Genomic DNA, 15,193 nt, shown 5'->3' with positions numbered 1-15,193 from the left:
ACGAGAATCTCTCAAAATAAAATGAAAAGGAGTTTTACCATGGAGCAGTTTTTTAAACTCAAGGAAAATGGAACGAATGTTACTACTGAGATTATTGCTGGAATCACCACATTTTTTGCCATGGCGTACATAATTATCGTGAATCCGAATACCTTAAGCCAGGCAGGTATGGAGTGGGGAGCTGTATTTTTAGCAACCATTATTTCTGCGATTATAGGGACTTTAGTTATGGGGCTTGTAGCCAATGTACCCTATGCTCAGGCACCAGGTATGGGTTTAAATGCATTTTTTGTTTACACTGTTTGCTTTGGACTGAAATTTACATGGCAGCAGGCTTTATCAATGGTTTTCGTCTGCGGACTCCTTAACATTTTCATCACAGTAACCAGGATACGTAAGTATATCATCAAGGCCATTCCTGTAAGTCTGCAGAATGCCATCGGCGGAGGCATTGGTATCTTCATTGCTTACATAGGTCTTTTGAATGCAGGTGCCATCAATTTTGCAGCAGGCGTTCCAGCAATGTCAGTGATTTCAACAAAAGCTCTTATTTTATTTATTATTGGTCTTATATTAATTGTTATATTAACTGTTATGGATGTAAAGGGCGGTATATTAATCGGTATTATTTTAACAACTATGATCGGTATTCCGTTAGGCATTACAAAGACAGGAGATACCGTGAACTTTTCAGAAGCTTTATCAGTGCTTCCAACGACGTTCGGAGTAATTTTTACGGCAGAAGGACTTCCCGCCTTATTTAGCGATGCGGCTAAGCTTCCTCTGGTATTAATAACTATTTTCTCATTCAGCTTATCCGATACCTTTGACACCATCGGAACTTTTATTGGAACAGGCCGCAGAAGCGGAATCTTTAGTGCGGAAGATGAAGCTTCCTTAGAGTCAGGCAAAGGGTTCTCTTCCAAGATGGATAAAGCGTTATTTGCAGATGCAACAGCGACTTCCATTGGAGCCATTTTTGGTACCTCAAACACAACCACTTATGTGGAAAGTGCAGCAGGTATCGGAGCTGGCGGACGTACCGGGCTAACTTCCGTAGTTGTAGCTGTTTGTTTTGCCATAAGTGCATTCTTAGCCTCCTTTATCAGTGCAATTCCATCTGTAGCAACGGCTCCGGCTCTTGTTATTGTTGGCTGTATGATGATTTCTTCGTTCAAGGAGATTGACTGGAGTCAGTTAGAAGAATCAGTTCCTGCCTTCTTTGCAGGCGTGTTTATGGCACTTTGCTACAGCATTTCCTATGGAATTGCAACAGCATTTATTTTCTACTGCATCGTAAAGATCTGTAAAAAGAAAGCAAATGAGTTAAATCCTATTATTATAATAGCAACCATTCTGTTTATTGTAAACTTTGCATTACAGGCTTTTCTGTAAGTTCAGGTTTTAGAATATTCATTGGTGGATTCTGCAGAAATTTTAAGCTTTTGTCCCAGTATCACGCTGGGGCAGAAGCTTTTTTTCTCATTAAAGGAAAAATCAGTAATAATTATCAATGTCAGTGTTGAAATTTCTGGTAAAATGTGATATGATCATTCTATGAATTAGGACAAACTAACTCATAATAATAATGGAAATAAGCCATATTAATGGAGTATGGCTGCCAAGGCGGATCAAAATTTTGATTAAGTCAGCAGCTTAGAGAACGGCATCAGAAGTGTAACCTTTATGATGATGAAAGATGATAAGGTAAATTGAAAAGAATTCCAGTAAGGGATCCTTTCCATAGTGGAAAACATTTAAAAGAAAAGGAGATAAACCATGAATTATCTGGAGATTGAAAAAGTAATAGGTAGAGAAATAATTGATTCCAGAGGAAATCCTACCGTAGAGGCTGAGGTACATCTTGCAGATGGGACTATGGCCAGGGGAGCGGCGCCAAGCGGTGCTTCTACCGGTGAGTTTGAGGCTCTGGAGCTTCGGGATGGGGACAAGGCCCGTTATGGCGGAAAAGGTGTCTTAAATGCGGTTCATAATATTAACACAGTGATCCATTACGCGATCACGGGAATGGATGCTTCCGACATTTACGCCATTGACCAGGCAATGATTACCGCAGATGGGACACAGGATAAGTCCAGACTGGGAGCCAATGCCATATTGGCAGTATCCATCGCCTGTGCCAGGGCGGCGGCTATGAGCATGGGAATTCCCCTTTACCGTTTCTTAGGCGGAATAACCGGCAATCGTCTCCCGGTTCCTATGATGAATATTATAAACGGTGGAGCTCATGCTGCCAATACCGTAGATGTACAGGAATTTATGATCATGCCAGCAGGAGCCTCCAGTTTTAAAGAAGGTCTCCGGTGGTGTACAGAAGTATTCCATTGCCTGGCGTCCATATTAAAGGCAAAGGGCCTGGCTACCGCAGTAGGAGATGAAGGCGGTTTTGCTCCGGATGTAGATAGTGACGAGGCTGCTATTGAATTGATTCTTGAGGCCATCAGAAAAGCAGGATATGAACCGGGGCGTGATTTTGTTCTGGCTATGGACGCGGCTTCCAGCGAGTGGAAGGGTGCAAAGAAGGGCGAGTATATCCTTCCTAAGTGCGGCAAGCATTTTACCTCAGCAGAACTCATCGAACACTGGAAAAAACTGTGTGAAAAATATCCTATTTATTCCATTGAGGATGCTCTTGATGAAGAAGACTGGGAAGGCTGGGAATTGCTTACGAAAGAACTGGGCAGCAAGATCCAGCTGGTTGGTGATGACCTGTTTGTTACGAATACAGAGCGTTTAAAGAGAGGAATCTTAAACGGATGCGGCAATTCCATTCTGATTAAGCTGAACCAGATCGGTTCCGTATCGGAAACTCTTGAAGCGATTAAGATGGCTCACAGTGCAGGTTACACGGCCATTGCTTCCCACCGTTCTGGTGAAACGGAAGATACCACCATTGCAGATCTGGCGGTTGCTCTTAATACGTGTCAGATCAAGACGGGAGCACCTAGCAGAAGCGAACGTGTGGCAAAGTATAACCAGCTGCTTCGGATCGAAGAAGAGCTGGGAGAAAGCGCGGTTTATCCGGGAATGGATGCGTTCCATATCCGGCGGTCATAAGGAATGGAGAAAGGCCCGGCAGGTCTGGCATTTTAGACCTGCCGGGCCTTTTTTACTTCTGAAGCAGCGAAACTAAAGCGCGGTATTTTATTTCGCAGACTCTTTGTTCCGGATTGGAAAATGAATTGATGAAAGGGACAAAGGATGATATGCTATAAGCCGTAAGAAGCCAAAGCCTGTTTGAAAAAACGGGAAAACAGGTGCGATCCGCGAAGACGGTAAACGGAGTAATTGATTGTATTTACAGAAAAAGATAGAGGAAAAATCGGGAATATACAAGGCTTTCTTTCAATACAATGAACAATAGCGTAATGGTGCCAAGGGCATTTTCCGGCAGAGAAATAATGTATTTGAAAGTGAGATGAAAAAGTTGGCAGAAGTAAAAAGGATCAGATGCGGAAGTGTGAACACCTATCTGATTGAGGAACATGGAAGAGCCGTTCTTGTAGATACTGGAAGGAACGGATTTGAAGAAAAAGTACTGGCCCAGTGCCGGAAAACGAAGGTGGAACTGATTGTGCTCACCCATGGTCATGCGGACCATGTGCAGAATACAGCCTATCTTAGGAAGGAACTGGGAGTACCGGTGGCCCTTCATAAAGAAGATTTAAGCCTTATAAAGGACAATTTTAAGGAACCCCTCCGTTTTCAGGGAATGTTAGGAATGACGGTTGCGGAGGTTACGGCGAAAAGCTTTGAAACGGACCGGATACCGGAGTTTACTCCGGAAATCTTTATCGGTGAAGGTGACTGGCTGAAGGATTATGGAATCAATGCCAGGATCATGGGGCTGCCGGGGCATACCAGAGGGTCCATAGGAATTGATCTTGATGAAAAGGCTGTCATAGTAGGTGATGCGCTGATGAATATGTTTTATCCCGGGCTGTCCCTGGTGTATTGGAACAGGGCGGAGATGTTAAAAAGCGCGGATAAGATTAGCGCTCTTGGCGCAAGAAAGGTATATTTCGGTCATGGAAGTCCGGTGGAAAACCGGGCGTGGAACAGGACAGGGATTTAGACAAAGGTTTAAGACGGTATGGTACGGATTTATCTGGAAAAGTATGAAGCAACCCAGAGAAAGGAAAAGAGGGAGCAGGAGCACGGGCTTGGAAAAGAGCTTCTTCGAATGGGACTTAAGGATTTATATGGATTGGACTCTGAATTAAATGACCAGCCGGTCATTTTAAAAGAAGAGCATGGCAAACCATATTTAAAGGACTTTCCTCACATCCATTATAACATCAGCCACACAGATGGCCTGGTAGCCTGCGCAATTGGAGACAGGCAGGTGGGGATCGATGTGGAGAGGATACGGCCCTTCCGGCAAAATATCCTTAAAAAGGTTTTTTCTGATGCCGAAAGACACCGTATGGAGGAAATACCGGAGTCAGAGCGTTCCCAGTATTTCTTTCGCATATGGACATTAAAGGAAAGCTACTTAAAAGCGGCAGGCCTAGGTATTACCGTCCCCCTGACTTCCATTTCTTTTGAATGGAAGGAGGAGGCTTCTTTTGCATGCTCTGTCCCAGGTGCATCCTTCCATCAGACCATGCTGAAGGGGGGCTATGTATTTTCCATATGCACTCTGGGAGATGAGGAAATTAATTTTGGGCAGAACCTTGTTTTTTCTGCCGGAGCTGAAAGCCTTTTGACCGGGCCTTACTTTCAGAAACCATAAGGCCGACCAGGGTCATCACGATTCCGCAGGCAGACTGGAAACTGATGCGTTCGTCAAGCAGCAGCATAGATGAGATCACGGTGATTACCGGGACTGCATAGATGTAGACGCTGGTCTTTACAGAGCCCAGCTCCTTTACGGCAAAATTCCAGGTGGCAAAGCATAGGGCGGAAGCGCCCAGGCCCAAAAACAGAATATTTAATAAATTCTTTGTGTCAGCAAGGCGGTAAAAGCCCAGACGGAAAGGGAGGATTGCCAGCGCAGGAACCATGAACAGAAGGCCGTAGAAGAAAATACGCCTTGTTGTTTCAACGGTCCCATGGCCGTATTCTCCTATTTTTTTTGTGATTACGGAATATGCGGCCCAGGTAACAGCGGCAGCAAGTGCAAGAAAATCTCCCTTGGGGTTTATCTTCATGCCGGCTGACTTCTGAAAGCTGATCAGGCTGATTCCAATGATAGCTATTAAAAATCCAGCCAGAAACCGGGGGCCGGGTTTATCCCCTTTTAAGAACAGCCAGTCAAACAGGGCTGTAAAAAATGGGGCTACGGCAATGATTACGCTGACGTTGGCAGCGAGGGTTATGGTGAGCGCAAAATTTTCCATAAGAAAATATAAAGTAACGCCACATATTCCGGCGGCTGCGAAAAGACATTCCTGTTTTTTGCTTTTTGTCCGCAAAAGGCGGGGACAAGCCAGCCATAAGGCAACATAGCCGATGAGAAAGCGGAAAAACAAAATTTCAAGAGGAGTAAAAGCCTCAAGAAGAACTTTGGTTGAGATAAAAGTGGTTCCCCATACGAATATGGAGAATCCGGCGGCCAGATGTCCGTATAAATTGTTCTGCTTATTCATGATTGTCTTCTCCTGTAAGTAATTTTATTAGATTCTAACACAGATTATTAAAAATGTCTTGCAGAATGCCTCTGATATTGAAAAAATGGAACTTTGCTGAAAACAAGGCTTATGAAATCACAAAAATCGGGCATAAATCTCATTAGGAATAAAGAGCAGATTGGAGGAAAAGCCATGAAAACCATGACAGATAACTTTTTAATTTCCTTTCTTCAGAGATTTGACGAGCACCCTTTTGATGTTAATCTTCGCGGAGAGACTTATCATATCGGGGAAGGGAATCCGGCGTTTATTGTGAACTTAAAAGAGGATATTGAGGGCAAGGATTTACTGACCAGCACTTCGCTGGCACTTGGAGAAGCCTATATGAAAGGAAACCTTGACGTGGAAGGGGATCTGTATCACGCTTTGAATCATTTCCTTGGCCAGATGGGGAAATTTTCAATGGATCAGGGAAAGCTTAGAAAGCTGATTTTTTCATCCCAGTCCAAAAAGAATCAGGAGAAGGAGGTCACTTCCCATTACGATATCGGCAATGATTTCTACCGCCTTTGGCTTGATGATTCCTTAAGCTATTCCTGTGGATATTTTAAGACGGAAAGTGATACCTTGCACGATGCCCAGTGCAATAAGGTGGAGAGGATATTAAAGAAGCTGTACTTAAAAAAGGATATGACTCTTTTGGATATCGGCTGCGGCTGGGGATTTTTACTGATTAAGGCGGCCAAGGAATACGGGGTGCAGGGAGTTGGGATCACCTTAAGCAAAGAGCAGAAAAAGAAATTTGAAGAACGGATCGAAGAGGAAGGCTTAACGGGCAGAGTGTCTGTGGAATTAATGGATTACCGGGATTTAAAAAGCTGGGGCAGAACCTTTGACCGGGTCGTCAGCGTTGGCATGTTGGAACACGTGGGAAGGGATAATTACGAGCTGTTTGTAAAAAATGCGGAGTCGGTACTAAATCCCGGCGGATTGCTTCTTCTTCACTACATCAGCGCTCTGAAGGAATATCCCGGTGATCCGTGGATGAAGAAATATATTTTCCCGGGAGGCACCATACCAAGTCTCCGGGAAATGATCAATATTCTAAGCGAACACCGGTTTTACACCCTGGACGTGGAAAGCCTTCGCCGTCATTATTGTAAGACATTGCTTTTATGGGGACAGAATTTTAATGAGCACCTTCCGGAAATCGAGGAGAAAATGGGTACAGAGTTTGCCAGAATGTGGGACCTATATTTAAGCTCCTGTGCCGCCACGTTTAACAATGGGGTCATTGATCTCCACCAGATTCTTGTATCCAAAGGGATAAACAATCACCTGCCTATGACAAGGTGGTATGAATAGCTAAGAAAAACCGTGCCTGTCCTGCCGTTTACTGAGGAGAAATAGTTGCCGTATTTGTGAAAGCATGTTATGATTCCTTAGGATAAAATTGACAGGAAGTGGAAAGGGATCTTTGTGTAACCGCATGAACAAAAGAAAAAAGAACTGGCTCCTGGTCCTGATTTATACAATCATGATTCTCCTTTGCTTTGGCATTGTCATGGTTGTGGATCACCTGGATACCTCCGATCGTGACAGGAGGGAAACGTCCGGAAGTCCTTATGAGGAAAGCTCAGATAAATCAGGACAGGAAGAAAGTACAGAAATAAATGATCATATAAACCCTGATCCAGAGATAAATGGTGAAACGGCGAAGCCGGAAACCAGGAAAGAGATTAGGAAAAAGCAGCCGGCTAAGCCGCCTGTGATAGAAGAAGAGGAAGAGCCGGAGGAATATAAACCTCCTGTGATCGTGGTCGCCTCTGATGTCCATTATTATTCTCCGGATCTGACAGATTATGGGGAAGCCTTTGAAGAGATGGAAAAAGGTGACGATGGAAAGCTGGTCCATTATATTCCTCAGCTCATGGATGCATTTACGGCTGAAATGGAGGAACTTAAGCCATCTGCCGTGATTCTGAGCGGGGATCTTACTCTTAATGGGGAAAAGGCAGGGCATGAGGCATTGGCTCAGAAACTTGAGATACTGGAAGAAAAGGGCGTAAAGGTGCTTGTCATACCTGGAAACCATGATATCAACAATTATTTTTCAGCCTCCTATTTCGGCAAAGAGAAGGAGGTGGCGGATATCGTGGATCCTGAAGGCTTTTATAACATTTACCGCAACTTTGGATATGACCAGGCAAGGAGCCGGGATGAGGATTCCTTAAGCTATGTTTATGAGCTGGATAAAAAAAACTGGCTTTTAATGCTTGACTCCGCCCAGTATGAACCCCTTAATAAAGTAGGGGGAAGAATCAAAGAAGAAACCCTTAAGTGGATGAATGAACAACTTGTAGAGGCAAAGGATCTGGGGATAACCGTGATACCGGTGGCTCATCATAACCTGTTAAAGGAAAGTATTCTCTATCCAAACGACTGCACCCTGGAAAACAGCCAGAATGTGATAGAGCTTTTGGAATCTTACCGGGTTCCTCTTTACATAAGCGGTCATCTGCATTTGCAGAGGACAAAGAAGCATAAGCCGGAACCGGGAGAGCGGGAAGATGCATACCACATCAGTGAGGTGGTGGCGGACTCCTTCGCTATCTCTCCCTGCAGATACGGCATTCTTAAATGGACGGAGGATGGAAGACTGGTTTATACTACCAGGGAAACGGATGTGGAACGCTGGGCAAAAAGTGCGGGAGTTTCCGATGAAAACCTTCTGAAGTTTAAGGAATACGGCATGAAATTTCTTATAGATGTGATCAGCAGCCAGGTTTCCGGCAAAATCAAAAACCTGCCGGAGGAGCAGGTGGAAAAGATGGCAGGATTATATGGGGATATTAATAAAGCCTATTGTGAAGGGATTCCTGTTAATGCAAAGGAGATACGGTCAGAGGAAGCCTTCCGTCTATGGCAGAGGAATCTGCCTGACAGCAGGATGTTTGCTGAAATCGGCATGATTCTTAAGGATACAGGTAACGATCACAATACCTGGGAGTATGATCTTCAGAAAAAGGAGTGAAACAGAAGGGAAAAGCAGGGGACGCCTCTTTACAATTAATTTCATATCGTGATATAATTATGAAATAATATTACACAAAATATTGCACAAAGTTTGAGGTGGTTTGTTTATGCAGGAAAATATTAGCGTATCCGGTGTTCTCTGCTCATCCTATGATTCGTTTTTTGAAGCGGAAAAAAAGATTGCGGATTATATTCTGGCACATAAAAGTGAAATAATCGATATGACAGTAGCGGAACTGGCCTTAGCAAGCGGAACAAGCGATGCCACTGTATCCAGATTCTGCAGAAGGTGCGGGTTTAACGGTTTTCATCACTTAAAGATCAATCTGGCAAAAGAGGTGGCAGAGGAAAGAGGTAATTCCATTGAAGTTTCCAATGACATCAGCCGGGACAGCATTGCTCAGTCCCTTCAGAATATATTGGCCAATAAGGTAGCGGAACTGACCCAGACCATATCCATGATGGATCCGGATGAGTTAGACCGGATTTTGTCTGTGATTGAACATGCCAGAACCGTACAGCTGGTTGCTGTGGGAAATACCATACCGGTCGCTCTGGATGGCTCTTTTAAATTCAACCAACTGGGGATTCCGACCGTATCCGGTACCATCTGGGAGACACAGATGGCTTATACCTGCAATCTTAAGGAAGAGGATGCGATCATCATCATATCCAATTCCGGCTTTTCCAAGCGTTTAATGACTCTGGTGGCAGTTGCAAAGGAAAACCATACGCCAACCATTGCCATTACGAATAATTCGTCATCTCCTCTTGGACGTGCCTGTGATTACCATATTACGACTGCCACCAGAGAAAAGCTTCTTCTGGGAGAATTCTGTTTTTCCAGAGTGTCGGCTACGACAGTGATTGAAATATTGTATCTGTTTTTATCTGTCAGCAAAAAAGATTCCCATGACCGCATCAGGCGTCATGAGATCGCTATTTCCGATGATAAGAAGTAAATCAGTGCCGCCGGTAAAACCGGCGGTTTATTTTATGGAAAGACCCGTCTTACCTACCACATGCATACCACATTCTTTCGCTGGCCCTTCCGGGCCTTTTTCTATGCAGTTTTTTCCAAAATCCCCTTTATATTATAAATAGGATATTAAATTTCAAGAAAAGATGAAACTGAAAATCTTATAAATATACTCATTTATGTCGATATAATACACAAGAAGCTGGAAAAGGAAGGGATAAAGAGAGAATATATGCAGAAGATTTTACAATTACCTGAGAAAAAAATTTAAAGGAGATGTTAAGATGAACGAAGGAAAATTACTATGGAAAAACAGACTTTCAGTAAAGATTCCAATTACAATGGCTATTATAATCTTAATTGTCATTGTAGCAATGTGCTCCTGTTTAAGTTTGTTAGCAGGTACTACCGTAACCAGAATGACGGAGAAGGAGCTGAACTATATTGCAGATGAAAATGCAAAAGAAGTGCAGTCGTATTTAGACAGTATGCTTGTATTTTCCCAGGCGTTATCCTTAGAGGTGCAGAGATATCAGGCGCTTAACATGGATGAAGCAGACAAAATGCTGAAAGATTCTTTACAGGGGGTATTAAATAATAACAAGATATTTTCAGCATATTATGCGTTTGAACCAAACAAATATATGGCGAATACACCCAACGGACTTTCTTATTATGCATTCCGTGACGGCTCCGGTATAGGTCTTGATGTTTTGAATGATTTTGGAACATATGGAAATGAAGATTACTATTTACCTGCAAAGAACAATTTATCCGTTCATGTAACAGAACCGTATGAGTACCAGCTTTCCACCGGTGAAAAAGTCTGGCTGATTACATTGAGCAGCCCTATTGTAAATAAAAACGGTGAATTTTTAGGGGTTGCTAATTGTGACATCGATATGTCCAGTATTGCTGGCCTGGACTACGCAGACGGAGGATATAAAACTTCCTACAGCTATATAGTTACAAACAATGGAACCTGCCTGGCTCACACAATAGACAAAGGAATCGTTGGCAGCGTGCCGCAGTCTGTTTCAGATTATGAAGCGATTCGGAATGCAGTAGCAGGCGGAAATTCGGTAACAGATAAAATTAAGAATTCTTTTTCCCAGGGAAAACCAGCATTGGCTATTCATAAAGCACTTCATGTAGATGGGACTGATGTGAATTGGTCGAGTGCTTTTGTAGTGAATGAAAGCGAGGCAATGAACTCAGTAACAAATATGACTTTCGCACTAGCGGGTATTGGTTCGATTGGATTAATTGTACTGATATTAGTCAGTGTTATGGCACTTAAGAAAGGTCTTGCTCCAGTGGATTCCGTCATGGATCTGGCAGAAAAGATGAGAAACGGTGATCTTTCCCACAGCAATGGGGACATGATTTATAAAAATGATGAATTAGGATTGTTAGCTAAGATTTTTACGGAAACTTCGGAAGTATTGGGCGGCTATATCAATGAAATCTCGGAAGTGCTTGAACATGTAGCTTCAGGCAATCTGGTTGTTTCAATTGACAGGGACTTTATGGGAGATTTTAATAAAATAAAGATTGATTTAAGCCGTATATTAAATTCTCTAAATAGTACGTTCTACGAAATGAGGGCAGCTGCTGAACAGGTGGCATCCGGTGCCGGACAGTTTTCTGACAGCTCCCAGTCATTGAGTCAGGGGGCAATCGAACAGGCTAGCTCGGTAGAAGAACTTTCCGCAAAAATCATGGAAATCACCAATCAGGTTAAGGAAAGCGCAATGTACGCGAATAATGCAAATGAAAAGGCTGAGGCTGTAGGAGCAGAACTGGAAAAAAGCAATAAACAGATGAATGAACTTTTAAAAGCCATGAATGATATTACTGTAACATCAAGCCAGATTGGAATTATTATAAAGACGATAGAAGATATTGCATTCCAGACTAATATACTGGCTCTTAATGCGGCTGTTGAAGCTGCCAGAGCGGGAGAAGCAGGAAAAGGATTTGCAGTTGTTGCAGATGAAGTAAGAAACCTTGCATCAAAGAGTGCAGAGGCAGCTAAGAATACGACCGGATTAATTGAAAGTTCCCTTCATTCCGTAGAAGAAGGTGGTAGATTTGCTGAGATTACAGCGACTTCACTTGGAAAGGTTGTGGTAGGCGCCAAAGAAATTATTTCAGATATTGCTGAAATTTCAGAGAAATCAAAAGTGCAGTCTTCCTCCTTAGAAGAAGTTACTGCAGGCATTGATCAGATTTCAAATGTTGTTCAGAACAATGCGGCTATCGCTGAGGAAAGCGCAGCGACCAGTCAGGAATTATCGGCACAGGCTCAGATGCTTAAAGAACAGATTGCAAGATTTAGGATTAAATAAAAGTACATGAAAAAACAGGTTTGCACAAGGTCAGGATGGCTGTGCAAACCTGTTTTTTTATACAAAAGCTTTATTTAAGCGCAATTCCTATAATAAACAAAGCTGAAATTGCAGATATTATGAAATAGGCTTTCTGTTATGTTAACAAGTTAATTGATATAAAAGGACGGCTTTTTTCTTGCAATTATCATAGAAAAATAGTGCAAGATCTTGAAAAATGCAAGAAACATTATTTCTTGAAGAAACATATTGACGAAATAAATCAATCGTAGTATATTGTAAAAGAGGGAAGAAATAAAATTTTATATATAAAAGGAGAGGTGACATATGATTTACACCGTAACATTTAATCCGGCATTGGATTATGTCGTAAGGGTAGATCACTTTGCACTGGGAGCAGTCAATAGAACGGAGCAGGAAAGCATCTATTATGGGGGAAAAGGACTCAATGTATCTGCGGTTTTATCGACTTTGGGGTATGGAAATACCGCACTGGGCTTTGTGGCAGGGTTTACCGGAGACGAAATTGAACGGGGAGTGAAAGGGCTGGGATATCAGTCGGATTTTATCCGCGTTGAAAAGGGGCTGTCCAGAATCAATGTGAAGCTTAGATCCCAGGAAGAAACAGAAATCAACGGCATGGGTCCTGAGATCACCGGAGAAGACGTAAAGCAGCTTTTTGAAAAGCTGGACCGTCTGACAGCAGGGGATGTGCTGGTCTTATCTGGCAGCATTCCTAAATCCATTGACGATGACATCTATGAGCGGATCATGGAGTCTTTAGACGGAAGGGGAGTCCGTATCGTGGTGGATGCAACAAAGGATTTGCTTATTAATGTACTTCCTTATCATCCGTTCCTTATTAAGCCCAATAATCATGAGCTGGGAGAAATGTTTGGCGTAACCTTACATGGCCCGGAGGAGATCATTGATTACGGAAAACGTCTTCAGGAAAAAGGTGCCAAAAACGTTCTGATTTCCATGGCAGGAGACGGAGCGATCCTGATTACAGAAGAAGAGGAAGTGTTCCGGATGGGAGTGCCTAAAGGAACGGTGAAGAATTCCGTGGGAGCAGGAGATTCCATGGTGGCAGGATTTATTGCAGGTTACTTGGAAAAAGGCAGCTTTAAGCATGCCCTGCGTCTGGGAAGCGCAGCGGGAAGTGCCAGTGCCTTTTCTGAGGGTCTTGCAGGCAGGGAAGATATTATGAGATTGTTTGAAGAATTATCAAAGGAGGGGTTTTGATGAAAATTTCAGATTTGTTAAAAAAGGAAAGCATTGAGCTGGGAGTAAAGGTTACCACCAAGGAAGAAGCCATCGACAGGCTGGTCGGCTTAATGGAAGCTGGTGGAAGGCTTAAGGATCAGGCTGGATACAAGGAAGGGATTCTGGCAAGAGAGGCCCTTGGAAGTACGGCGGTTGGTGACGGAATCGCCATTCCCCATGCAAAGGTGGCAGCGGTAAAGGAGCCGGGCCTTTCTGCGATCGTAGTACCGGAAGGTGTGGATTATGAGGCTTTTGACGGTTCCCTTGCTCATTTGATTTTCATGATCGCGGCACCTGAGGGAGAAGCGGATGTTCACCTAGAGGCGCTGTCCAGGCTTTCCACTCTTCTTATGGACCCGGATTTTAAGAGTGATTTAACAAAAGCTCAATCAAAGGAAGAATTTTTACAGCTCATTGACGATAAAGAGTCAGAACGGTATCAGAAGAAGGAAGTAAAAGCGGAACCGGCGGCAAAGGTTCCCAGGGGATATCAGGTTTTGGCAGTGACTGCATGTCCCACTGGAATTGCCCATACCTTTATGGCTGCAGAGAACTTAGAGCAGCAGGGGAAGAAGCTTGGAATTCCCCTTAAGGCGGAAACCAACGGAGCAGAAGGAGTAGGCAATGCTCTGACAAAAGAAGAGATTGCCACAGCAGACGGAATCATCATAGCAGCGGATAAGAAGGTGGATATGGCCCGCTTTGACGGAAAGCGGGTGGTCGTGGCCACTGTAACAGAAGGAATCCAAAAGGGAGAAGAACTGGTCAAGCGGGCAGTCAGCCCGGAAACTCCTGTTTATCATCATTCCGGATCTGCTTCCTCATCAGAAAGCGGAGACCAGGAGAATGTCGGCCGCTCCATCTATAAACATTTGATGAACGGCGTTTCCCATATGCTTCCTTTTGTTATCGGCGGAGGTATTTTGATCGCCCTGGCGTTCCTGTTTGATGATTATTCCATTGATCCTTCTAATTTTGGAAAGAACACTCCCCTGGCCGCTTATTTAAAAACCATTGGGGAACAGGCCTTTGGAATGATGCTTCCGGTTCTGGCAGGATATATTGCCATGAGCATTGCAGACCGTCCGGGTCTGGCAGTGGGATTTGTCGGCGGGCTTATTGCTAAAATGGGTGCAACGTTTGCAAACCCGGCTGGCGGAAGTGTAAACTCAGGCTTCCTTGGAGCCTTGTTAGCCGGGTTTATCGGCGGATACATTGTAATCATGCTTAAAAAGGCATTTGGCAAGCTTCCAAAGTCCCTGGAAGGAATCAAACCTGTTCTTTTGTATCCTTTAATCGGTATTTTCCTTGTAGCTGTGGTAACGACCTTTATCAATCCTTTTGTAGGCGCTATTAACGATGGACTTACAGGCCTGTTAAACGGTATGGGCGGCACCAGCAAGATCATCCTTGGAGTTGTCGTGGGAGGCATGATGTCCGTAGATATGGGAGGTCCTGTAAATAAGGCTGCTTATGTGTTTGGCACGGCTCAGCTGGCGGAAGGCAATTTTGATATTATGGCAGCTGTTATGGCAGGCGGTATGGTTCCGCCAATTGCCGTCGCTCTCTGCACCACATTTTTCAAAAAGAAATTTACGGAGAAGGAGCGTCAGTCTGGCGTGGTCAACTATATTATGGGATTATCCTTTATTTCTGAGGGAGCCATCCCCTTTGCAGCTGCTGATCCCATCCGTGTGATTCCTTCCTGTATCGTCGGTTCTGCAATAGCAGGCGGCCTTTCCATGGCTCTTGGCTGTACCCTTCGGGCACCTCATGGCGGGATATTCGTCCTTCCTACCATTGGAAATCCCTTCGGATACTTATTAGCCATTGTCATTGGTTCTGCTGCAGGCTGCCTCGTAATGGCGGCATTAAAGAAGAATCTGGAAACAGAGTAAATTGTTTAAAGCGTCCCGGCATAACGGCTGGGGCGCTTTATGCTTACCGGTCAGGTATGGTTGGGGTGG

At 43.9% G+C, this 15,193-nt stretch carries 11 protein-coding genes; 10 read left to right on the top strand and 1 reads right to left on the bottom strand.

What is annotated here, in order from left to right:
- The first annotated feature begins 39 nt into the window (after nucleotides 1-39).
- The 4 genes from BMW45_RS26465 (at nucleotide 40) to BMW45_RS26450 (ending at nucleotide 4,756) form a co-directional block, all read left to right on the top strand.
- Nucleotides 40-1,395, top strand: a complete 1,356-nt coding sequence (locus BMW45_RS26465) for an NCS2 family permease (protein ID WP_092250926.1) — start codon at nucleotides 40-42, stop codon at nucleotides 1,393-1,395.
- 384 nt (nucleotides 1,396-1,779) lie between these two features.
- The gene (eno, locus tag BMW45_RS26460; protein WP_092250924.1) at nucleotides 1,780-3,078 is read left to right on the top strand and encodes a phosphopyruvate hydratase; all 1,299 of its coding nucleotides are present in this window, start codon (nucleotides 1,780-1,782) and stop codon (nucleotides 3,076-3,078) included.
- Between the two features lie 370 nt (nucleotides 3,079-3,448).
- Nucleotides 3,449-4,096, top strand: a complete 648-nt coding sequence (locus BMW45_RS26455) for an MBL fold metallo-hydrolase (protein ID WP_092251202.1) — start codon at nucleotides 3,449-3,451, stop codon at nucleotides 4,094-4,096.
- 18 nt (nucleotides 4,097-4,114) lie between these two features.
- A complete protein-coding gene (locus BMW45_RS26450) occupies nucleotides 4,115-4,756 on the top strand; it encodes a 4'-phosphopantetheinyl transferase family protein (protein WP_092250922.1) in 642 nt (213 codons plus the stop codon).
- On the opposite strand, the gene BMW45_RS26445 is transcribed toward BMW45_RS26450, so the two are convergent.
- On the bottom strand, nucleotides 4,680-5,612 hold the full coding sequence (locus tag BMW45_RS26445) for a DMT family transporter (RefSeq protein WP_092250920.1): 933 nt from the start codon (nucleotides 5,610-5,612) through the stop codon (nucleotides 4,680-4,682). The genes BMW45_RS26450 and BMW45_RS26445 overlap by 77 nt on opposite strands.
- A gap of 174 nt (nucleotides 5,613-5,786) precedes the next feature.
- On the opposite strand from BMW45_RS26445, the gene BMW45_RS26440 reads away from it, so the two are divergent.
- From BMW45_RS26440 to BMW45_RS26415, 6 genes are all read left to right on the top strand, one after another.
- On the top strand, nucleotides 5,787-6,959 hold the full coding sequence (locus BMW45_RS26440) for an SAM-dependent methyltransferase (protein WP_092250918.1): 1,173 nt from the start codon (nucleotides 5,787-5,789) through the stop codon (nucleotides 6,957-6,959).
- Nucleotides 6,960-7,083: 124 nt separating this feature from the next.
- On the top strand, nucleotides 7,084-8,628 hold the full coding sequence (locus BMW45_RS26435; protein ID WP_092250916.1) for a metallophosphoesterase: 1,545 nt from the start codon (nucleotides 7,084-7,086) through the stop codon (nucleotides 8,626-8,628).
- Nucleotides 8,629-8,737: 109 nt separating this feature from the next.
- Nucleotides 8,738-9,592, top strand: a complete 855-nt coding sequence (locus BMW45_RS26430) for a MurR/RpiR family transcriptional regulator (protein WP_092250914.1) — start codon at nucleotides 8,738-8,740, stop codon at nucleotides 9,590-9,592.
- A 301-nt stretch (nucleotides 9,593-9,893) separates the two neighbouring features.
- Nucleotides 9,894-11,960 (top strand): methyl-accepting chemotaxis protein, encoded by a 2,067-nt coding sequence (locus BMW45_RS26425; RefSeq protein ID WP_092250912.1) that lies wholly within the window; start codon nucleotides 9,894-9,896, stop codon nucleotides 11,958-11,960.
- 327 nt (nucleotides 11,961-12,287) lie between these two features.
- Entirely contained in the window at nucleotides 12,288-13,205 is a 918-nt protein-coding gene (gene pfkB, locus BMW45_RS26420) for a 1-phosphofructokinase (protein WP_092250910.1), read from the top strand.
- Nucleotides 13,205-15,124 (top strand): PTS fructose transporter subunit IIABC, encoded by a 1,920-nt coding sequence (locus tag BMW45_RS26415; protein WP_092250909.1) that lies wholly within the window; start codon nucleotides 13,205-13,207, stop codon nucleotides 15,122-15,124. The genes pfkB and BMW45_RS26415 overlap by 1 nt, the downstream gene beginning before the upstream one ends.
- Nucleotides 15,125-15,193: the final 69 nt, after the last annotated feature.

The organism is Lacrimispora sphenoides, from assembly GCF_900105215.1.
Lineage (GTDB): Bacteria > Bacillota > Clostridia > Lachnospirales > Lachnospiraceae > Lacrimispora > Lacrimispora sphenoides_A.
Note: the sequence above shows the minus strand (reverse complement) of the source record. Positions and strands in the feature narration are given on the sequence as shown.